Annotated in this window: 20 protein-coding genes and 3 pseudogenes; 19 read left to right on the forward strand and 4 right to left on the reverse strand. The window is 60.5% G+C overall.

Annotated features, from left to right (window positions below):
* Nucleotides 1-376: 376 nt before the first annotated feature.
* From H9529_RS09265 to H9529_RS21340, 10 genes and pseudogenes are all read left to right on the forward strand, one after another.
* Nucleotides 377-625: a helix-turn-helix transcriptional regulator gene (locus H9529_RS09265; protein ID WP_092892733.1), complete on the forward strand. Its 249-nt coding sequence runs from the start codon at nucleotides 377-379 to the stop codon at nucleotides 623-625.
* Nucleotides 622-858: a hypothetical protein gene (locus H9529_RS09270; protein ID WP_092892735.1), complete on the forward strand. Its 237-nt coding sequence runs from the start codon at nucleotides 622-624 to the stop codon at nucleotides 856-858. Before H9529_RS09265 ends, H9529_RS09270 begins: the two co-directional genes overlap by 4 nt.
* Nucleotides 855-1250, forward strand: a complete 396-nt coding sequence (locus H9529_RS09275; protein WP_092892737.1) for a VRR-NUC domain-containing protein — start codon at nucleotides 855-857, stop codon at nucleotides 1248-1250. Before H9529_RS09270 ends, H9529_RS09275 begins: the two co-directional genes overlap by 4 nt.
* On the forward strand, nucleotides 1247-2269 hold the full coding sequence (locus H9529_RS09280) for a helix-turn-helix domain-containing protein (RefSeq protein WP_092892739.1): 1023 nt from the start codon (nucleotides 1247-1249) through the stop codon (nucleotides 2267-2269). The genes H9529_RS09275 and H9529_RS09280 overlap by 4 nt, the downstream gene beginning before the upstream one ends.
* 71 nt (nucleotides 2270-2340) lie before the next feature.
* A pseudogene (locus H9529_RS20735) lies at nucleotides 2341-2730 on the forward strand (DNA cytosine methyltransferase); the annotation flags it as partial.
* 55 nt (nucleotides 2731-2785) lie between these two features.
* Nucleotides 2786-3532, forward strand: coding sequence for a DNA methyltransferase (locus H9529_RS20740; protein ID WP_223814112.1), 747 nt, complete (start codon nucleotides 2786-2788; stop codon nucleotides 3530-3532).
* Nucleotides 3529-4209 (forward strand): hypothetical protein, encoded by a 681-nt coding sequence (locus tag H9529_RS09290; RefSeq protein ID WP_092892743.1) that lies wholly within the window; start codon nucleotides 3529-3531, stop codon nucleotides 4207-4209. Before H9529_RS20740 ends, H9529_RS09290 begins: the two co-directional genes overlap by 4 nt.
* Nucleotides 4210-4385: 176 nt before the next feature.
* Nucleotides 4386-5591, forward strand: coding sequence for an AAA family ATPase (locus H9529_RS09295; protein WP_092892745.1), 1206 nt, complete (start codon nucleotides 4386-4388; stop codon nucleotides 5589-5591).
* On the forward strand, nucleotides 5584-6921 hold the full coding sequence (locus H9529_RS09300) for a S8/S53 family peptidase (RefSeq protein WP_218132190.1): 1338 nt from the start codon (nucleotides 5584-5586) through the stop codon (nucleotides 6919-6921). Before H9529_RS09295 ends, H9529_RS09300 begins: the two co-directional genes overlap by 8 nt.
* Nucleotides 6922-6951: 30 nt before the next feature.
* The gene (locus H9529_RS21340; protein ID WP_223814366.1) at nucleotides 6952-7473 is read left to right on the forward strand and encodes a S8 family serine peptidase; all 522 of its coding nucleotides are present in this window, start codon (nucleotides 6952-6954) and stop codon (nucleotides 7471-7473) included.
* A gap of 33 nt (nucleotides 7474-7506) precedes the next feature.
* On the opposite strand, the pseudogene H9529_RS09305 reads toward H9529_RS21340, so the two are convergent.
* Nucleotides 7507-8795: pseudogene (locus H9529_RS09305) on the reverse strand (IS256 family transposase).
* Between the two features lie 147 nt (nucleotides 8796-8942).
* Between H9529_RS09305 and H9529_RS09310 the strand changes: the two are divergent.
* The 9 genes and pseudogenes from H9529_RS09310 (at nucleotide 8943) to H9529_RS09350 (ending at nucleotide 17419) form a co-directional block, all read left to right on the forward strand.
* Nucleotides 8943-9545, forward strand: coding sequence for a hypothetical protein (locus H9529_RS09310; protein ID WP_218132187.1), 603 nt, complete (start codon nucleotides 8943-8945; stop codon nucleotides 9543-9545).
* Between the two features lie 120 nt (nucleotides 9546-9665).
* A pseudogene (locus tag H9529_RS09315) lies at nucleotides 9666-10010 on the forward strand (hypothetical protein); the annotation flags it as partial.
* A 78-nt stretch (nucleotides 10011-10088) separates the two neighbouring features.
* Nucleotides 10089-10502 carry an MbcA/ParS/Xre antitoxin family protein gene (locus H9529_RS09320; RefSeq protein WP_092892615.1) on the forward strand — a complete coding sequence of 138 codons (414 nt, stop codon included), beginning with the start codon at nucleotides 10089-10091 and terminating at the stop codon, nucleotides 10500-10502.
* On the forward strand, nucleotides 10496-11188 hold the full coding sequence (locus H9529_RS09325; RefSeq protein WP_092892617.1) for an RES family NAD+ phosphorylase: 693 nt from the start codon (nucleotides 10496-10498) through the stop codon (nucleotides 11186-11188). Before H9529_RS09320 ends, H9529_RS09325 begins: the two co-directional genes overlap by 7 nt.
* 138 nt (nucleotides 11189-11326) lie before the next feature.
* Nucleotides 11327-12658 carry a DNA cytosine methyltransferase gene (locus tag H9529_RS09330; RefSeq protein ID WP_092892619.1) on the forward strand — a complete coding sequence of 444 codons (1332 nt, stop codon included), beginning with the start codon at nucleotides 11327-11329 and terminating at the stop codon, nucleotides 12656-12658.
* The gene (locus tag H9529_RS09335) at nucleotides 12651-13433 is read left to right on the forward strand and encodes an endonuclease (protein WP_092892621.1); all 783 of its coding nucleotides are present in this window, start codon (nucleotides 12651-12653) and stop codon (nucleotides 13431-13433) included. Before H9529_RS09330 ends, H9529_RS09335 begins: the two co-directional genes overlap by 8 nt.
* A gap of 453 nt (nucleotides 13434-13886) precedes the next feature.
* Nucleotides 13887-15146, forward strand: a complete 1260-nt coding sequence (locus H9529_RS09340; protein ID WP_092892623.1) for a site-specific DNA-methyltransferase — start codon at nucleotides 13887-13889, stop codon at nucleotides 15144-15146.
* A complete protein-coding gene (locus H9529_RS09345) occupies nucleotides 15143-16471 on the forward strand; it encodes a site-specific DNA-methyltransferase (protein WP_092892625.1) in 1329 nt (442 codons plus the stop codon). Before H9529_RS09340 ends, H9529_RS09345 begins: the two co-directional genes overlap by 4 nt.
* Before the next feature lie 87 nt (nucleotides 16472-16558).
* The gene (locus H9529_RS09350) at nucleotides 16559-17419 is read left to right on the forward strand and encodes a DUF6544 family protein (protein WP_092892627.1); all 861 of its coding nucleotides are present in this window, start codon (nucleotides 16559-16561) and stop codon (nucleotides 17417-17419) included.
* A 92-nt stretch (nucleotides 17420-17511) separates the two neighbouring features.
* Here the strand turns inward: H9529_RS09350 and H9529_RS09355 are convergent, their stop codons facing one another.
* Genes H9529_RS09355 through H9529_RS09365 form a run of 3 tightly spaced genes read right to left on the reverse strand, consistent with a single transcriptional unit; the run spans nucleotide 17512 to nucleotide 18508 of the window.
* Nucleotides 17512-18054: a DUF3489 domain-containing protein gene (locus H9529_RS09355; RefSeq protein ID WP_092892629.1), complete on the reverse strand. Its 543-nt coding sequence runs from the start codon at nucleotides 18052-18054 to the stop codon at nucleotides 17512-17514.
* A gap of 12 nt (nucleotides 18055-18066) precedes the next feature.
* Entirely contained in the window at nucleotides 18067-18291 is a 225-nt protein-coding gene (locus tag H9529_RS09360; protein ID WP_092892631.1) for a hypothetical protein, read from the reverse strand.
* On the reverse strand, nucleotides 18281-18508 hold the full coding sequence (locus H9529_RS09365; protein ID WP_092892633.1) for a hypothetical protein: 228 nt from the start codon (nucleotides 18506-18508) through the stop codon (nucleotides 18281-18283). The genes H9529_RS09360 and H9529_RS09365 overlap by 11 nt, the downstream gene beginning before the upstream one ends.
* Nucleotides 18509-18510: the final 2 nt, after the last annotated feature.

The raw sequence follows: 18510 nt of genomic DNA on the forward strand, positions 1-18510 counted from the left end.
GGCCTATGCAGCCGGTTGCCGTAACAAACTGTTGAGTGCCGTTGAATGTCGGCAGCGCGGGACCGGAATTGGTCGTTCCGTCAATTCCGCACCGCGCAAATCCCGCGAATCACTGTTCAGTGCCAGCCAATTTGACCTGCCAGGATGAGCGAGCAGCTTGGTCCTGTGATCAGCGCATAAAGCCTTCCGATATTGAAAATGTCAGGCGCGCAGTGGCGGTCTCGCACTCAACCCGGGATAGCCTGAAACCCCAATGCAACATGGACCGGAATTGGTCAGCGGCTTTCAATTCCACCTTCCGCCTGTCTTCCGCCCCGCGCGCTCTGCTTCGCTGTCCCTGCCTCCAAGAGAGGGGCCAGAGGAAAATAGAGCAGCCATGAAACAACCCCAACCTGAAGTCCCGCAAGAACCGTTGAACCTGCTGGCGGACTGGATCAGCCGCGAGCAGTTGGCGGACGAGCTGGGCATCACATCCGACACGCTCGCCAGATGGGAGGCGCGCCGCCAGGGGCCACCCTGCACACGCATAGGACGCAAATCGTTCTACCGTAGGGCCGCCGTTCAAGACTGGATCCGCGCGCAGGAACAGGTGCATCCGGTGCGCAAATCGCGGGGGCGGTCATGACCCTGAAACTCCCCGCCCTATGGCCCGCTGACCGCGTGGCTGAAGCACGCGCCGTCATCGCCGATGTGGCGCATCATTCCGATCACCTGATCCGGCTCGCCTGCAATGTTCTGGCCGCGCATGGCGAGACCGACGGTGAACGCAAAGATGCCCGCGCGCTGTTGGTGGTGATCGACGCGCGGCGGCCGATCCGGCAGGCCCAGCGTGAGAGCAACGGGGAGGCAGGGGAATGAACCGCCGTGGCACCCCCGAAGCCGATCTGCAGCGTGCGGTCGTACAAGCGCTGCGCACCGTTCTGCCCCGCACAGCCATCATCCATCACTGCGCCAATGAGGTGTCTGAACCCGGACCTCGCGGGGCCAAGCGTCAGGCGATCCTCGTCGGCATGGGCGTCCATGCGGGATTCGCCGATCTGATGGTGATCTGCGACAGCCGTGTGCTGTTCCTTGAGCTGAAAGCCCCAAAGGGTCGTTTGCGCCCCGCGCAGGAGGCGTTTCGCGATGCGGTGCTGGCGCAGGGTTTTGGTTGGGCGCTGGTGCGCAGTCTCGACGACGCGCTGGGCGCGCTGACAGAGCACGGCTTCACCACGCGCATGGCCGCTTGCGCGGGGAGGTCCGCGCCATGAGCCATGAAGCCACCAATTGGGCCATCAAGCAGCGCGGGCTAAAACCCACCACCAAGATCGTGCTCTGGCATCTGTGCGACCGGTTCAACCCGGATTACGGCTGCTTCCCCTCACAGGCGCGGCTGGCCCATGATTGCGAGATCAGCCGCTCGACACTGAATGAACACCTCGGCCAGCTGGAGGCTGGAGGCTTGTTGCGCCGCGTGCCGCGCATTGATCCGGTGACCAAGCGCCAGCTCCCCACCCGCTACATCTTGGGCTTTGAGCGGGGCTTCACACCGGCGGGTGTGGTTCCATGTCCGGAAACCGGACACGGGTTTGCGCCCGTTGATCACAGCGATGACACAGCTGGTGAAATCGACCCCAATACCAGCGTTGAGGCTGATCCATGTCCAGAATCCGGACACGGGATTGACGCCGAAGCCGTGTCCGGATTTCGTCCCGACCCGTGTCCGGAAAATGACCCAAGCCGTGTCCGGACTCCGGACACTAACCTTGTAAGAGAACCTTTAAGTAAACCTGTAAAGGAGGAGGAGGACGCGCAGGCGCGCGAGACCGATTTTGATCGGTTCTTCGCAGAGCTACTGGGCGCGCTGGGCTTTGCCGCCAACGCGACCCTCCCGGCTTGGTGGCAGGGCGAACCCGCTCGGTTGAACGTGCGCCGCTGGCTCGATGACCTCGGATTGTCTGAGGATCGGGTCATCGAGATCGCGACCGAGACCCGGTGTGACCATCCGAACCCGCCCGATGGACCCAAGGCGTTGGATCGGTTCATGGAGCGCGCAGCCCAGCGCAATGCGCAGGCCGCCGCAGATGCCAGTGGCGGCAAGGCCAAGCGCAGCCGAAAGGCGCAAGGCAAGCCGACAGCCAGCCCGGATGAACTGGCGGCGTTCTATGCTGCCAAGGTGAACTCGGACGAATTCCTGCCCCCCAGCATGATCAGCAACGCCATCTGCGAGGCGATGCTGGCCCGCAAGCTGGTGACGACGGACAGGCTGCGTCAGCGGGGGATCCTGTGAATGGCATGGTGTCTCGTCCCCGGCACGGATTGTCCCTCTGCGCAGGCGGCGGAGGCCTTGATCTGGGCCTCATGCTCGCCGAGCCCGGCTATCACACGCGTGCCTTTGTCGAATGGGAAGACTGGCCCCGAACTGTGCTCATCGCCGCCCAGCGCGCAGGGTATTTCGCGCCCGCGCCGATCTGGGACGATCTGCGCAGCTTCGACGGCCGTCCCTTTCGCGGGGCCTTCGACATCGTCCTCGCCGGATATCCCTGCCAACCCTTCAGCGCCGCTGGCAAACGCGAAGGGGCCAACGATCCCCGCCACCTCTGGCCAGATGTTGCCCGCGTCATCGGGGAATGCCGACCCGCATGGGTCTTTCTCGAAAACGTCCCCGGCCACGTCACCCTCGGTCTTGAGACCGTGCTGCGAGACCTTTGGGACATGGGCTACGCGCCTGCGGCGGGCCTGTTCTCTGCGGCAGAAGTCGGCGCGCCGCACCAGCGGATGCGCATCTTCATCCTGGCCCACACCGATGAGCCTGCATCCCGGCACGACCCGCTACAATGCAGCGGGGAACAGCGACTTCGCTCGCAAAGCCGAGGCACTGGCGCTGGGCATCGCGAACTGGTCGACGCCGAAAGCTACCGATGGCGCGAAGGGCGGCCCGGGCCAGAGCTATGGATCGGGCGGGATGCCGCCACTCCCAGCGCAGGCGGCCCAATGGCAGACGCCAGTGGCGGACGACCAGATGGATCGGCTGCGCGGCAAAATCAACAGCCGGGGCGAGCCGAAGCTGAGCGCGCAAGCGATTCAGTGGCCGACACCGGCCGCGCAGAACTGGAAGGGCAGCAGCCCGGCCAGCATCACCCGTGCCGATGGCAAAAGCCGGATGGATATCCTGCACTACCGGGCGGAACAGGGCTTCACCCACCCGGACCCGGTGATCACGCCGCATGGGCGACAATCCTCACCGCACGCCCCGATCTCGCGCCCGCTCTGGGCCTATCTGATTGCCTCGCATGGGCAGGTCGTCTCGCGGCGGATTCTGAAAGCCCGGGCACGGCGGCGGCTGAATCCTCTCTTCGTCGGATGGCTGATGGGCTGGCCCATCGGGCACGCGCTCTGCGCCTGCTCGGAAACGGAGTTCACCCACTGGCAGCAGCGCATGCGTGGCGCACTCTCGCAACTGCCCACGGCCTCCGGCCAGTGGATCTGGCAGCCCAGCGAGGGGCCGGAGCGCCCAGCACAGATGAATTTGTTTGAAGGATTGCTGCCATGAGCATGCAGGGACGGATCGGCCGCGCCGGTGGCGCGAAGATTAAACGCGCGCTCGGCGTGCAGGCAGCACTGGAATGGGCGTTCAGGGTGGAAAAGGCGCAGCTGGAACTGCCCCCGCCAAAGGATGTGGTCGAAGAAGGCTTTGGGTTCGGCCTCGAGTACGTCCTAATGCAGCGTGGGGCGCTGGGCTGTAAGGTGGACGGCGGTCAGCACAAAATGGGCAGTTACACCCATGCGGACGCCGAGGTGATTGCCGCCACTGTCGCGGGCATGCCCGACAGCCTCGGCGGCATTCGCATGGCGATCCGCGTGGCGGAACTGGCCCGCGCCGGGCTGACCCCGGACTGGATGCCTGGCGTCGTCCCGCGCTGCGTGCCGGTGGAAACCAAGCGCAATCAGCACGGCGAGCGGTCGACGACAATTGTCGTTGGCACCGAACGCGTACTCACCCGTGGCAAATGGCGCACCATCGAGGTCCTGGCCTGCCCGGTGACCTGGCGGCCGCATCCGGAACAGATCGCGTCTGCTCAGCGTGGCTATGAAGATTGGTGGCAGGCGCTGGATTGGGTGCGCGATGGGTTGATGGTGGGAGGAATGCTGCGGGAGGTCGAGGTGACGGGGGCGATGCCTAGAGCTCGACCATGGATACATGCCGCCGCCCCATCCAGCGCGTCATAAGTTGATCCCAGTTTTGTGGCATCTGTCCTTTTTCCAGCCACTTGAGGACTGCAACCTGTCCGCTAAGAAATGCATCATTTGTCCGTTATGCGCACCAAATCTTATTGTCATGCACCAAATCTTGAGATATACGCAACTTACACACTTTATCGCGCAATCGGCGCACAGGGAAGAAAATGGATCATTTTACAATCGTGCAGGCTCTTTGCCGAGCTGCTATTGCCGATGCGTCACCGGCTCTCCGCAAGCAAATAGAGCGATTGCGTGATGCGTTGGCCAAGGACGGGGATACGAAGCAGTCAGGTGCGCTTACCAGCATCCTGACTACAGCCGATCGCTCGAAGGAGCTTTCGCCGAGCCGCATCGAGCGTTCGAAGGCTCAGATTTTGGGAGAGACCCTGACACGCAACACGCCCGTTCCCGTTGATCGAGAAACAGCCGCCGCGCTTGCGGAAGTGATTTTTCCATCGGATATTGAGCCCGCTGCGCCGCTTTTCAACCAGACAGTTAGCGAAGCTATTGGTACAATCATCGACGAATGGGCTAATTTTGAAGCCCTGTCCGAGATCGATATCCGACCATCGAAAACCTGCCTTATTTTTGGAGCGCCAGGTACGGGAAAGACGCGGCTGGCGCTTTGGATTGCCCAGCAACTCGACCTTCCTGTTGTTCTTGTGAAGTTGGATGGCTTAGTATCTTCGTTTTTGGGTGCGACCGCGCGTAACATCGGCAATCTATTCACATTCGCAAACCGGTATCGCTGCATTCTCCTGCTTGACGAGTTTGACGCAATTGCCAAGGTTCGCGATGATCCACAAGAAGTCGGCGAGATTAAGCGGGTTGTGAATGCGCTCTTGCAAAACTTTGATGTACGCCGTGACATTGGCTTCACAATTGGGATTACCAACCATCCCAAGCTTTTAGATTCAGCCGTATGGCGGCGGTTCGAAGTTCAACTCGAAATTCCAAAACCTGACTTCAGGATGCGACAGGAAATTGCTGCACATTTCATGCCTCCTGTAGAAGCTCCAGATATCCATTTGCGGCTGATTTCTTGGTTCACAGAGGGCTCAACAGGGGCAGAAGTCGAGTCCTTGGTGCGTACCTATAAGAAGGCGACTACAGTTCCAGAAGTGGACAGGCGGGGGCTGCTCGACACCTTGCGCCAGTTCGCCACCTTAAACGCCGCTCGTGTCCAAAGTGAGCGTCGTGCCCTACTCTTCGACGACTCTAGTCGTTTGTTTCGTGCTATGCGGGATGATCCTATTCTCAACTTCTCTATGGCAGATATTGGCGAAATTGCTGGTAGGGACAAATCTACCGTGAGCCGTCAGATCGGCCGAGCAGCTAAGCTCGGCGAAGGTGAGGTGCTGAATGGCTAGCCCTATCCAAATTGTATTTAATCCAGAAAATTATGAGGAAGCACGCGAAGCTGGCGGTGGTGGCGGACGAAAAGATTTTTTTGCTCACCGCGATGCAGAATTTGTGGTTCACAGAAATGCCATCGTAAGTCAGCTCAATACAATTTCAGACGTCCTAGCTGCCCAAGCGCAAGGAGACGTCGGCTTTGTGAAAGTCATCTTGCGGCGAGAAGCTTGGGCCAAATCTCACCGCCCAGTCGCAAGTTTGTTTCGCGGTGATCGCATCCCCGTTGTCGGCGGTGGCGATCTCGGCGTCATGATTGTTGAGGCTCGACCCGACTCACTCCGCCAGGTCGTGGCTGAGATTGCCAGAGCTGAGACCAATACCGTAATGCGGTTCAACGAAAGGCGACAAAAGGATGAGCCAAATCCATCAGCGCGCAAGAGCGAGACCGGCGCCATTGATCGGGTCGAACTCTACGGACCGGCGGACCGGCGTAATTTTTCGGTCGAGGAGGCCGTCGCTTGGCTGTCGAACCCCATCACTGGCAGCAGCTATCAGGTCGAGTTGTTTGATAGTCCTCCGCCACGTTCCGAATGGGATCGCTTAGATGATGGTCATCGGCGCCTTGCAGAAAGTTTCGTTTCTGGCTTCAATGCCCTTGAACGCGGGCTTTCCGTTGACAGACTACCAAGTCACAAGAATAGGCAAGCGATCCTTTCCGTTCGGCTGGAACAGTCGAGCGATCAACCCGCACTGCGACTGAATGAAAGCTCTGTAAGCGAGCGTCGACGCGAATTGGCTGTTTTCAACCCAGACGTTGATCGCCACGCACAGTTGCTTACGTTTCTCGATGGCCATCCACTAGTGAGACGGATTGAACTTCCTGGGATCGTAGTAAGAGCGACCGGTCTGACAGCATCAATCCCTCGCAGCCGCCCAACTAGTGCAAATATTCCAATTCGCGACAGCAGACTCACTCATCCCCGTATGGGCATAATTGATGGTGGCATCAGCGCAGCGCTGTCAGACTGGGTTATTGACCGCTGGGATATTCTTGCCGACGAAGATCTTGATCTTGCCCATGGAACATTCATCGGTGGTCTTGCCGCGGTTGGTGCCGCATTAAATGGAGTGGAAACCTGTCCGGAGCACGATGGCGCAGAGCTGGTCGACGTCGCTGTGTTTCCGAGTGACCGAAGGACAGGAGCTTTCGCTTCTTACTATCCCGAAGGCCTACCTCAGTTCTTTGATGAGATGGAGTCAGCTGTCTCGGATGCTCGGGCGCGTCACGGTGTCCGAGTGTTCAATATGAGCCTCAATATTCTTCAACCGGCTGCCCCGGATTGATACAGCCCACACGCTGCGCGGCTTGACCAGATAGCAGAGGTTAATAACGCGGTGGTGTTCATCTCAGCTGGCAATATCCAGCCTCAAGATGTCCGCGCGGAGTGGCCTTCAGATGCCACTTCAGCTCTCGCCAGCCTGGTCAACACCCGCAATGACGGCTTGCTTACGCCTGCAGAAAGCGCGCGCAATGTGGCTGTTGCCGCACTCAACCCACCTGGTCATGACGGATGCGTACCCTTTGCACCTAGTCGTTTCAGTCGCCGTGGGCCCGGTTTAAGGGCGGGAGTTAAGCCAGACTTGGCCCATGTCGGCGGGGCGGGATCAATCCATCCATCGCTCGGACACGGCCTATTCTCAATCTTGCCGGACGGGACGATAATTGATGGTTGTGGCACTAGCTATGCTGCGCCACTTGCGGCAAAAACCGCTGCTGTGCTCGAACATGCCATTGAAGGAGAGGTCTCTCGTGAGACCCTCATAGGTTTGCTGGTCCACCACGCTGAAATGCCGGTACCATTGCAGGCTAAGGGGGAATGTCCCGCTCGATGTTGAAAAGCGCGACGGGGGACGCTGCTGATTTCAGGGTTACGCGGCATCTGCCACCTGGTCAACGGCGTCTTCGGGTTTGGAGCGATGCTTCTCCAGTGCTGCCTTGAGGACGGGCAATTGCTTGTGGGCCTTGAGGCGACGAAAGCCCTTGGCGGCCTCGAGCATGCCCGCAGCGGTCCAGCGCAGCGCCATTTTCGCGTCGCGCCAGCGCTTCACGTTCCGGCAGACCTGTCTGATCACCGCGTTCATAGACTCGACGATGTTTGTCGAAGCCAGTGAGCGGCGCAGTTCGGGCGGCAGGCCGAGGCGGGTCACGGTGAGGATCTCGTCGAGGCCCTCGAGGATGCTCTTCGACACGCCGGGCGCCTCGAGTTCGAGGCGGCGCGCGAGGGTGCGCAGAAGACGTTCGGCCTTGTCGGCATCATCGAGCTCCCAGGCCTGGCGCAGGGCGCGGCGGACAGCGGCGTGAAGCTTGGGATTGAGTCGCTCGGTGATGTTGCGAGCCTTGTGGACCTGGCAGCGCTGGATCGGAATGTCCGCGCCAAAGGTCCGGCGGATCGCCTTGGTCAGGGCCTTGGCGCCATCTACGATGAACAGCCGACAGACTGCGGGTTCGAGCCCACGCTCGATCAGGTTGTCCAACAACGCCTGCACGGTCGCAGCGTTCTCCGTCGCGCCTTCGACCACGCCCAGCGGGTGTTTCCGGCCGTCGGCATCGATCCCGATCGCGCCCAGCATCAGCAGGTTGTCCCCATGTGCAGACCATCGATCTGGATCACCAGCAGGTCGAGCGCAGACAGATCAGAGGCCATCCATGCGTCCATGCGCGCCTGGGTCAGCGCCTTGAACCGCCGTGAGACTGCGGATTTCGACAGCCCCGATCCCGCCTCGGACGGCACCCCGGCCTCGGGCAGACGCACGGCGCGGCCGACTTTGCGCGTGGCGACATTCATCAGCATCAGGCTCATCGCCCATTGCTCCAGCCAGCCGGCCTGCGCAGCTTCCTGCCAGCTTGGCAGCGACAGCTCCTTGCCGGTGGTTTTTGATCGCACCCGCGGACGCTCCAGTTCCACCTTGCCACCGTGAAAGCCCACCGGGCCCCGCGTGCGGCCCCAGCGATACCCCTGCTTGTCGGCACTGCGCGCATGCGGGGCCCCGGCCAGCGCCGTCGCGTCCTCCTCCAGCATCTGCGTCAGGCTGGCGAGACCCGCGACCAGGCAGAACCGCTCGAAGCTCGCCCCGACCGCATCACGGGCCTCTTCGACTGCCGCCGTCAGCTCGGCCTTGCTGGCCAGGGCCAGCGGGGATGTGGTAGATGTTTTCATGGTGTTGCTCTCCATCTGGATTGAACACCCCGAGCCTACGGCTCAGGGAGAGCAACGCCACCCTTCAGATAACGAACTTCAACATCGGTCGGGACATTCCCGGCTAAGGCGCTCGCCCCAGTTTCGCGACATATGGTCGGCTTCGGTATGCCTCCAACCGCAGATCGCATTCTAGAAACTGGCGATCATGCGATCACGCTCGTTTTCGCATCGCGCATCAGGCGCGACCAGCAGATTAACTTCCGTTTTGCGTGGCCAGCGTCCCTAGTCGGCCCTAGCGGGAAGTGCCGCGGCCGAGCAAAAATTACACTTGTTTCCACCCCACCATTGGATGCGCGGTTCGGCGCAGAGTTTGTTCGCGTAAATATCAATGCATCGCTACAACAAGAGCAAGCGCACGGAGGTTGGCTCGGGCGGCTTGAACCGCTCTACCTTCCCCCACGACGTCAATCACCGGCAGTGGAAGCGGAACGAATTGAGCATGACCTGAAATGGAGCCCGGTAAAAGTCCTTGCAAAGACCTTTCCGCAAGGTGTGGGCCCCTCTTCGAATTGGCGGCTATTTGTCGACTATCTGACCCGCGCTGGGGAGGTTATGCCAGAAGAAGGCGTACCGTTTACAGTTATCGTAACCATTAGCGATCCGGAGGCGGAGCAGCCAGTGTTCAATGATATGCGTCAAAGCCTGCAGTCACTCGGCACGCAGATTGCTGACATTCGAACTGCCGCGCGAATTACACCACGTACTTGATCTTATACGAGGTACCAACAGCGGGATTAAGCTACATATAATCATGCTGCTTGCCCGAGTCCTTTTCAGCAGTCGCCCATAGCAATCAGATGATCTCGTGGCAGATACAAGGCGGTCTGAGTGGCCGAATTGGCCAGCGCTGGGCTTACCCCGGATTGGATGCCCAATGTCGGTCAGCGTTGCGTGCCGGTGCAAACCGAGCGCAAAAAGCTCGGCAAGCGGTCGATGTCGGTGGAGGTTGGCACCGAACGGATGCTGAGCCGGGGCAAATGGCGAACGGTGGAGGTCCTGGCCTGCCCGGTGACCCGGCGACCGCATCCGGAACAGATCGCCTCCGCTCGGCGTGGTTATGAGGAGTGGTGGCAAGCGCTGGATTGGGTACGGGATGGGTTGGTGGTGGGGCTTATGCTACGGGAGGTCGAGGTGACGGCTGCGATGCCCAAGGTGCGGCCTTGGGGGCGATAGGCGCACAGCGACCGCATCAGAAACCAGTCCTTGCCAAATGGCATGTAATATATATATTCATGTCAAAGAGGATTTGCCATGCAGTTTGCAACGATTGAGCCTACCGCGTCCCGTCCCGACCTTCCCGCCATCACGGACGAGGAGGCCGCAGCCCTCGCGCGCACCACCTTAAACCTGTTTCGCGCGTGGCAGCTCAGCGATATCGAGGCCCGCACCCTGCTGGGCGATATGGCACAGCGCACATGGGCGCGTTGGAAAGACGGCGGCATCGGGCGGATCGACCGCGATCTGCGGGCGCGCATGGCCATCCTGATGGGGATCCACAAAGGTCTGCGATATCTCTTCAGCGACACGGCGCGCGGCTACGCGTGGATCCGCAAACCCAATGCCAACCTGGGCGGCCGAAGCGCGCTCGACGTTATGATGCGCGGCGAGATTACCGATCTGATCGACCTGCGCGCGTATCTTGATGCCGAACGCAGCGCATGGTGACAGCGCCGCTGCGCGGCGTGGTCTGGCCGCGCAGCGTCCGGATCATCCGCTCGATCTATCCGCCGATCGACCTGTTCGAGGACATCGCCGATCCGGCGGATTGGGAGGCACTGGCTTCGGCCGAAGCCAAGTTCAATCCGCGCATCCGTGACAGCATCGGTGATCTGGCAAAGGTGCCGGTGGCCCGACGTGTCACCGGGCCCGGCGCAAGCTGGGTCATGGCGCCCTTTGTCCACTGCTCGCCATTGCGGCCCGGGCGGTTCAGCGATGGGACGTTCGGCCTGTACTATGCGGGCGACAGCGCAGAGGTGGCGATTGCTGAAACCATCCATCACCACACGAAAACCATGCTGGCCACCGCCGAAGCTCCTGGTTGGACATCGCAATTCCGCGAGCTGATTGGATCGGTCGACGCCGAATTTGATGATGTATCCGGAATGGATGACCTGCTGCACCCCGACGACTACACCGCGTCTCAGATCTTCGGGGCAGAGCGGCGTGGCGCCGGGTCGAACGGCATCTTCTGGCCAAGTGTCCGTTACCCAGGTGGCAACTGCATCGCTGCGTTTTGGCCGGATGTTGTGCCGATCCCCACCCAAGGCGGGCATTTTGCCTACCACTGGAATGGCAGCGCGGTTGATTACGTCAAGAAACTAGATACCGGGGCGATTATGAGCGTGCGCTAGGTGCTGGTCACTGCATCAGAGCCCATGGTGACTAAGCGTGCGTAAAAATGGTCTAAGGAACCTTAGCTGAAACATCTGCTTTCGCTGGCAAAATCTACCTAGCGCCTGTAGCTTGAATGAGAACAAACGGAGCATGGTATGGGCAGACCTATTGGAGTAGATCTTTTCGCGGGCGCAGGCGGTATGAGCCTGGGCTTCGAACAGGCTGGCTTCGATGTTGCTGCGGCTGTAGAAATTGATCCGGTGCACTGTGCGGTACACAAGTTTAACTTCCCCCAGACTGCGGTAATTCCCCGCTCTGTCGAGCGGCTTACAGGACGGGAAATTCGGCTGGCTGCTGGTCTTGGAACACGGACCGTCGACTGCGTCTTCGGTGGAGCACCATGCCAAGGCTTTTCAATGATTGGCCATCGTGTTCTTGATGATCCCCGAAATCGGCTTGTCCTCGAATTCGTCCGGATCGTCAGCGAGCTAGATGCCCGCACCTTCGTTTTCGAAAACGTGAAAGGCCTGACAGTCGGGCATCACAAACAAGTCCTGAATGAGTTGGTCGCAGCCTTTGACCAAATAGGCTATCAGGTGCGGCTGCCTTGGCGTGTGCTGAACGCTGGAAATTTTGGCACGCCGCAGTCACGGGAAAGGCTTATCTTGTTTGGTACCAAGAAGGGCGAGGTCCTCCCCGATTACCCGGCAGCAATAACGGCAATCTCCGGTCGGCGAGCGAATCCAGATTTGAATTGGGGTCCTAGCTGCGCGGACGCGTTGGCTGATCTGCCCGACGCAGAAATCTTTGACGAACTGTCAGGCAGCGATTCCGTCAAGCCACGACGTCTTGGCAAGCCTTCCCCGTATGCCGCCGAAATGCGTTGCCTTTCAAACGAGGCTTGGCACTTCGGGCATCCTCGTCAATGGGATCCCTCGCTCCTGACCTCCAGCGCGCGCACGAACCATACTGATATTTCCCGGCGAAGATTTTCTGAAACAGCGCAAGGCGAGATTGAACCGATCAGCCGATTGTTCAAGCTTCCGTCGACCGGGGTGTCGAATACGCTGCGCGCCGGGACTGACGGCGCACGCGGGGCCTTCACTAGCCCTCGGCCCATTCACTTCAAGTTTGACCGCTGCATCACGGTGCGCGAGATGGCGCGTTTGCACGGATTTCCGGACTGGTTCCGTTTCAATACCACAAAGTGGCATGGAGCCCGTCAGATCGGGAATGCTGTGCCACCTCCGCTGGCACGCGCAGTTGCCAGTCAAGTGATCGCCGCACTGGGCATTGTGCCTTCACGGCCGTCGACAGCGATAGCGTTGGGCGAAACGGCATTACTACAAATGGATGTTACCAAAGCCTCTGCACATTTCGGAATCGAGCCGCCCAAATCAGGCCGCGACCGAAAAAGTGGCGCGAAGAAACGCAAGCAGACCGATATCGAGGCGGAACGCATTTCTGCGCGCGTGGCCAATGGCTAAGTCAAATCGTTATCAGGCATTGATCTCCAAGATCTTCTTTGACCGGTATAAGGCAAGCGTTGAATCGTTCGAGTTTGAACGCGTGGCGTTGGAGCACAGCGCAGAGTCGCTTGAGATCAAGTTGCCAAAGAACCTTGGCGACGTGATCTATTCCGTCAGGTTCCGAACGGCTCTTCCGGACGATATTCTTGCCACCCAGCCACCAGGGATGGAATGGATTATCGAGGGCGCTGGCAGGGCGACATATCGTTTCAAACTCGTTCGCGTGAACCGTGTGGTTCCGCGCGCAGACCTTGTTCGCGTTTCTATTCCCGACGCAACGCCAGAGATCATTCGCGCCTATGCGCTTGATGACGAGCAAGCCCTTCTGGCCATCGTCCGCTATAATCGGCTGATCGACACCTTCTTGGGGCTCACAACCTACAGCCTTCAAAACCATCTCAGAACGACAGTCAAAGGCATTGGTCAGATAGAAATCGACGAGCTCTACATCGGTCTCGACAAGCGCGGCTGCCACTACGTGATCCCCGTACAGGCGAAGGGCGGCAAGGACCAGATCGGTATTGTTCAAACGACACAGGACATCCGTTTCGTAGAGCAGAAGTTTCCGGGGCTTAGATGTCGGGCAATTGCAGCGCAGTTTATGGAGGATCAGGTGATCGCCCTGTTTGAACTGACTCTGGAAGATGACGAGATTCGGGTGGTCGAAGAACGGCACTACCGGCTTGTTCCAGCGCGGGATCTCGACCGTCAGGCCATACAGACCTACAGGTGACCCCCCTCGCATGGTTCCTCCCCGGCCCCAAACGTATGCGGGGGGGGCGCAGCGCGGCATTTCTCTAGCGACAGGCATTTTCACCGGGGAATCCAGGCGGAATCCACCTGCCGCTTGATTTTGAAAAAAGCGACTCATTATCAAAGGCTTGCGGAATCGCGATTTTGGCGTGCTGGATTCTTTTCGGAATCCAGGGAAGCCAGTTTGTGGAAGCCACCTCGCCCGAATCCAGCCAGCGGAAGCCACCCCGTAAGAAGTCATTGAATCCACGTCATTTTTTCATTTGACAAAGCTGCCCCCCTTGACCTACCTATTGATAATCGAAAAATTGCGCCCGGAGGATAGCCCTCGCGGGCGCTTTTGTTTTCCCCCACATCGCGGATCCTGATCCTGACGTTGGCATCGCCCAGCGCGCATCGGCTTGCCCGCCCTACCCCAAATGAGAACCGCCCCATGGACCTGGTATTCGCACCGAGCCAGATCGAGACGTGGCCGATTGACCGGCTGCGCCCCTATGCCCGCAATGCCAAGATCCACGGCACCGACCAGGTCGCCAAGATCGCAGCAAGCATGGCGAAGTTCGGCTGGACTGTGCCCTGCATGGTGGCTGACGACGGCGAGCTGATCGCCGGGCATGGCCGGGTCCTGGCAGCGGCCATGCTCGGGCTGAAGGATGTGCCGGTGATCCGGCTGAGCCATCTCGACGAGGCCGAACGTCGCGCCTACCGCATTGCCGACAACAAACTGACCGAGCTGGGCGAATGGGACGAGGCAATGTTGCGCGACGAGATCGCGGGACTGCTGGCCGAGGATTTCGACCTGTCGCTGCTGGGCATCACCGATGAGGATCTGGATGCCTTATTGCGCGATCCCGATCAGCTGGAAGGCGGCGCGGTCGAAGGCGAGGATGACATTCCCGAACCGCCAGCCACGCCGGTGTCGGTTGCGGGCGACCTCTGGCAGCTTGGATCGCACCGGCTGATCTGCGGCGACAGCACGTCTGGTGATGTTGTCGGGCGGCTCTTGGGCGATGTGAAGCCCCTGCTGATGGTCACCGATCCGCCCTACGGCGTGGAGTATGACCCGTCGTGGCGCAATCAGGCGGGCGCGGCCAAAACGAAACGCACCGGCAAGGTGCTGAACGACGATCGGGCGGACTGGAGCGAGGCATGGGCGCTGTTCCCTGGCGATGTCGCCTATGTCTGGCACGGCGCGCTGCATAGCTCAACCGTCGCCGAAAGCCTCCTAGCGGCGGGATTTGCCGTCCGGTCGCAGATCATCTGGGCCAAGGACAGGCTGGTGCTGAGCCGGGGCGACTATCACTGGCAGCACGAACCTTGCTGGTATGCTGTCAAAAAGACCGGCAAAGGGCACTGGGCGGGCGACCGCAAGCAGACCACGCTGTGGCACATTTCGGGCAAGGACCAGGACGCCGCCACGGTCCATGGCACGCAAAAACCGGTCGAGTGCATGCGCCGCCCGATCCTGAACAATTCCAGCCCGGGTCAGGCGGTGTTTGAACCGTTCATGGGATCCGGCACCACGCTGATCGCGGCGGAAACCACGGGCCGCGTCTGTTTCGGGATCGAGCTGAATCCGGCCTATGTTGATGTGGCCATCGAACGCTGGCAGCAGTTCACCGGCGCGAATGCCGTTCTGGCCGACACCGGCGAGACCTTTGCCGAGTTGAAGGCGAAGAGGCTGACGGCATGAACGCGCCCCTGCTGCCGGGCCGGATCGAACATTGGCCCCTCGCGCGGCTGAAGCCTTACGCCCGGAATGCCAAGACCCACGACGCCAATCAGGTGGCCAAGATCGCCGCCAGCATGGCCGAGTTTGGCTGGACCGTGCCGGTGCTCGTCGCGGCCGACGGGGAGTTGATCGCTGGCCATGGTCGCATCCTGGCAGCTGTCCATCTGGGACTAACCGAGGCCCCAGTCATCGTGCTGGGCCATCTGAACGAGGCACAGCGCCGGGCCTATCGCATCGCCGACAACAAATTAACCGAGCTGGGCGGCTGGGACGAAGCCCTGCTCCTGCAGGAATTGCAGGCGCTGTTGGCAGAGGATTTCGACCTCGGGCTGATCGGGATCCCCGAGGATGAGCTGGACGCTTTGCTGGCCGACGCCGACGACCGACCGGCGATTTCTGACGATGCAGCCGATGCCATCCCCGAGCCACCCGCCGGACCCATCACCAAGCCGGGCGACATCTGGGCGCTGGGCAAGCACCGCCTCAGCTGTGGCGACGCCACCGATCCTGCCGCCGTAGCCAGGCTGATGCAGGGTGAGGCTGCCACGCTGATGTTCACCTCGCCGCCCTATGCCCAACAACGCGACTACGGTGCCGCCAAGGAAAAGGTCGGCGACTGGGATGCGCTGATGCAGGGTGTGTTCGCTGCAGCGCCGGTCACCAATGACGCACAACTGCTGGTCAACCTCGGCCTCGTGCATCGCGACAGCGAGTGGCAGCCCTATTGGGAAGGATGGGTGGAATGGATGCGCAAATCTGGCTGGCGACGCTTTGGCTGGTATGTCTGGGATCAGGGGCCCGGCCTGCCGGGCGACTGGAACGGCCGCCTGGCCCCATCGCACGAGTTCATTTTCCACTTCAACCGCGCACCCCGCAAACCGCACAAGACCGTCGCGTCCAAGCACGCGGGCGAAACCCTTGGCGGCGGTGGGCTGCGCGGGGCCGACGGCACCGTCCACGCCAAGACCGGCACCGGCAACGCGATCCAGAGCCACCGCATCCCCGACAGCGTCTTCCGCATCATGCGCCACAAGGGCGGATTGGGGGCCGCAGGATCCCATCCGGCGGTGTTCCCGGTAGCGCTGGTCGAGGCGGTCCTGACGGCGTTCTCTGACCCCGGCGGCCTGATCTATGAGCCGTTCTGCGGCTCCGGCACCCAGATCGTTGCCGCCGAACGCGCTGGGAGGCGGTGTTTCGCAATGGAACTGGACCCGGTCTATTGCGACGTCGCCGTACGGCGCTGGGAAATAGCGACTGGGAGGACGGCCATGACCGCACCGAATTGACACTGCGGCTCGAGGCCGTCAAAGTGAGCAATTCGGACAAAGTGTGAAGTCAATGCCGTTGGTGATGTCGCTAGACAGAGGTCTCTCATGTTGCTCAGGCTTCTCCTCTATCTCCTCGCTATTCTCGCGACTGGGCTTGCTGTTCTGGTTGCCTTACGGGTTTGGGACTCCCGTGCCGATCAAAACCTGCACGATAAATTGGAACGTTTGTCCCCTTCGGTCGTGCCACGGTTCGAAGAACAAATGGTGTTGGATTTGCCAGAACCGGCCGCCCGCTTCTTTCAATTTGCAATTCTGCCCGGCACCGAACTCAAGTCGGTTGCGGTGATCCGAATGGGCGGAGAACTCTCGCTGGGTTCCCGGCAGGACCCCAACTATCAGCCGATGGAAGCCGACCAAATCCTTGCCCCACCTCACGGTCTGCTGTGGCAGGTGCGTCTTGAGGGAGCATCCCATGTCACGGGCAGCGACGCCTATTCGTCTGAAAATAGCTGGAGCCGGTTCAGGCTTCTGAATCTCATACCGGTTGGCCGGGTGTCGCACGACGCTGACCATATGCGCTCTGCTTTTGGACGCCTGGTCGGGGAAGGCCTGTTCTGGACTCCTGCCGCGTTCCTGCCCGCAGCGAACGCTGGCTGGGACCATCTTGAATGGGAGATCGTGGATCAGGACACTGCCGCCGTCATCGTGCGTCACGGAGGCTTGGAGCAGCGCGCAGAAGTGACGGTAGGTGAGAACGGACAACCCCTGCGGGTCGTTTTTCAAAGATGGAGCAATGAAAATGAAGATCGCTTCTTCCGCTTGCAACCCTTTGGCGGAGACCTGACCGAATTCCGAAATTTCGATGGTTTCAACCTTCCAACCCGTGTGATCGGCGGCAACTTTTACGGTACCGATCTATACCACCCCTTTTTCATAGCAGAGGTCGAATCGATCAGTTTTCCTTGAAAGGAAGGGTCGCGTGAGAAACCGGAAATGAGCAATAAATGCGGATAATTCAGCACTTTGCTTAAGGCTCCAGAGCAGACATCGGACTGCTTCTAACCGGATCCGCCGATACGGTAAATCCGTCCCCTTCCTTCCTCCTTCACCGAAGTAACAACCAGCCCCAGCTTCTTGCCCAAGGCACCGGACATTGCGCCGCGAGCGCTATGTGCCTGCCAGCCCGTGGCGGCGATGATCGCCTCCATCGTGGCACCTTCGGGAGCTTGAAGCATCGCGATCAGCATCGACTGTTTGGTGCCCGCACGCTGGATCGGCGGTTTCGGCGCGCGCGTTTCAGACGCTCGTTCGCGGATGGCGACCACGGTCTTGGCCACCACCGGCTCGATCCCAATGGCCAGCAGTCCAGCGTCAGTGACCGCCAGCGTGGTCCCATGACCATCGCCGGTTTCGCGCCAAAGGGGTTCGCCCTGGCGCAGGTCGACGTCGATCTCTTGCAGCCAACCGTGTGCGATCATCTTGGTAACCGCCATCTTCGCGGCCGCACCATGCAGCCCCTTCGGCAGCGGCAAGGCGATGTTGTCGGGGCGCTGGGCCCCGGCGCTGAGGATGATGGTCTGGGTGTCGGTGAGTTTCGTCATGGCAGGGTCCTGTTACTGGTCGTGCTGGGCAAGGAAGGCGGTGATGCGCGACAACAGATCGTTGTGGCCGTTTACGTCGGCCCCGAGGATCACGTCGCCATCATCGTCGGTTTCCAGATCGGCAATTTCGCGCAGCAGGGCGATGGCATCGTCGCAGGCTGCGAGACGTTCGGCCTCCCATGCGGCGGTGATCGCATCCTGTTCGATCTGGTGGCGCTGAGCAGGATCAAGCGGCATGCTCGCCCTCCTTGAAGGCGCTGTCGGTGATCTTGCGCAGCAGGCTGGCGTAGTGGTTCAGGGTGCCAACATCGCCCCAGTTGATCTCGTCGGGGTGCGCTTCAAAATGGTCGTCGCTGAGGGCCGTCAAGCGCGCCAGCATTGCGTCGATCTGAACCTTGGTGGTCATGAAGGCGTCGAGGGCTTTGGTGTTGTCGGTGGCGCAGCGGGTGGTCATGG

The sequence above is a fragment of the Roseicitreum antarcticum genome (assembly GCF_014681765.1).
Lineage (GTDB): Bacteria > Pseudomonadota > Alphaproteobacteria > Rhodobacterales > Rhodobacteraceae > Roseicitreum > Roseicitreum antarcticum.

Bases quoted from the DNA above. Each gene is read 5' to 3' on its own strand.
- H9529_RS09275 (WP_092892737.1), top strand. From the start codon at position 855: ATGAACCGCCGTGGCACCCCCGAAGCCGATCTGCAGCGTGCGGTCGTA.
- H9529_RS09265 (WP_092892733.1), top strand. From the start codon at position 377: ATGAAACAACCCCAACCTGAAGTCCCGCAAGAACCGTTGAACCTGCTG.
- H9529_RS09340 (WP_092892623.1), top strand. From the start codon at position 13,887: ATGGACCTGGTATTCGCACCGAGCCAGATCGAGACGTGGCCGATTGAC.
- H9529_RS09295 (WP_092892745.1), top strand. From the start codon at position 4,386: ATGGATCATTTTACAATCGTGCAGGCTCTTTGCCGAGCTGCTATTGCC.
- H9529_RS09355 (WP_092892629.1), bottom strand. From the start codon at position 18,054: ATGACGAAACTCACCGACACCCAGACCATCATCCTCAGCGCCGGGGCC.
- H9529_RS09300 (WP_218132190.1), top strand. From the start codon at position 5,584: ATGGCTAGCCCTATCCAAATTGTATTTAATCCAGAAAATTATGAGGAA.
- H9529_RS09330 (WP_092892619.1), top strand. From the start codon at position 11,327: ATGGGCAGACCTATTGGAGTAGATCTTTTCGCGGGCGCAGGCGGTATG.
- H9529_RS09280 (WP_092892739.1), top strand. From the start codon at position 1,247: ATGAGCCATGAAGCCACCAATTGGGCCATCAAGCAGCGCGGGCTAAAA.
- H9529_RS09365 (WP_092892633.1), bottom strand. From the start codon at position 18,508: ATGACCACCCGCTGCGCCACCGACAACACCAAAGCCCTCGACGCCTTC.
- H9529_RS09290 (WP_092892743.1), top strand. From the start codon at position 3,529: ATGAGCATGCAGGGACGGATCGGCCGCGCCGGTGGCGCGAAGATTAAA.
- H9529_RS09325 (WP_092892617.1), top strand. From the start codon at position 10,496: ATGGTGACAGCGCCGCTGCGCGGCGTGGTCTGGCCGCGCAGCGTCCGG.
- H9529_RS09320 (WP_092892615.1), top strand. From the start codon at position 10,089: ATGCAGTTTGCAACGATTGAGCCTACCGCGTCCCGTCCCGACCTTCCC.
- H9529_RS09310 (WP_218132187.1), top strand. From the start codon at position 8,943: ATGCCTCCAACCGCAGATCGCATTCTAGAAACTGGCGATCATGCGATC.
- H9529_RS09270 (WP_092892735.1), top strand. From the start codon at position 622: ATGACCCTGAAACTCCCCGCCCTATGGCCCGCTGACCGCGTGGCTGAA.
- H9529_RS20740 (WP_223814112.1), top strand. From the start codon at position 2,786: ATGAGCCTGCATCCCGGCACGACCCGCTACAATGCAGCGGGGAACAGC.
- H9529_RS09360 (WP_092892631.1), bottom strand. From the start codon at position 18,291: ATGCCGCTTGATCCTGCTCAGCGCCACCAGATCGAACAGGATGCGATC.
- H9529_RS09345 (WP_092892625.1), top strand. From the start codon at position 15,143: ATGAACGCGCCCCTGCTGCCGGGCCGGATCGAACATTGGCCCCTCGCG.
- H9529_RS09335 (WP_092892621.1), top strand. From the start codon at position 12,651: ATGGCTAAGTCAAATCGTTATCAGGCATTGATCTCCAAGATCTTCTTT.
- H9529_RS09350 (WP_092892627.1), top strand. From the start codon at position 16,559: ATGTTGCTCAGGCTTCTCCTCTATCTCCTCGCTATTCTCGCGACTGGG.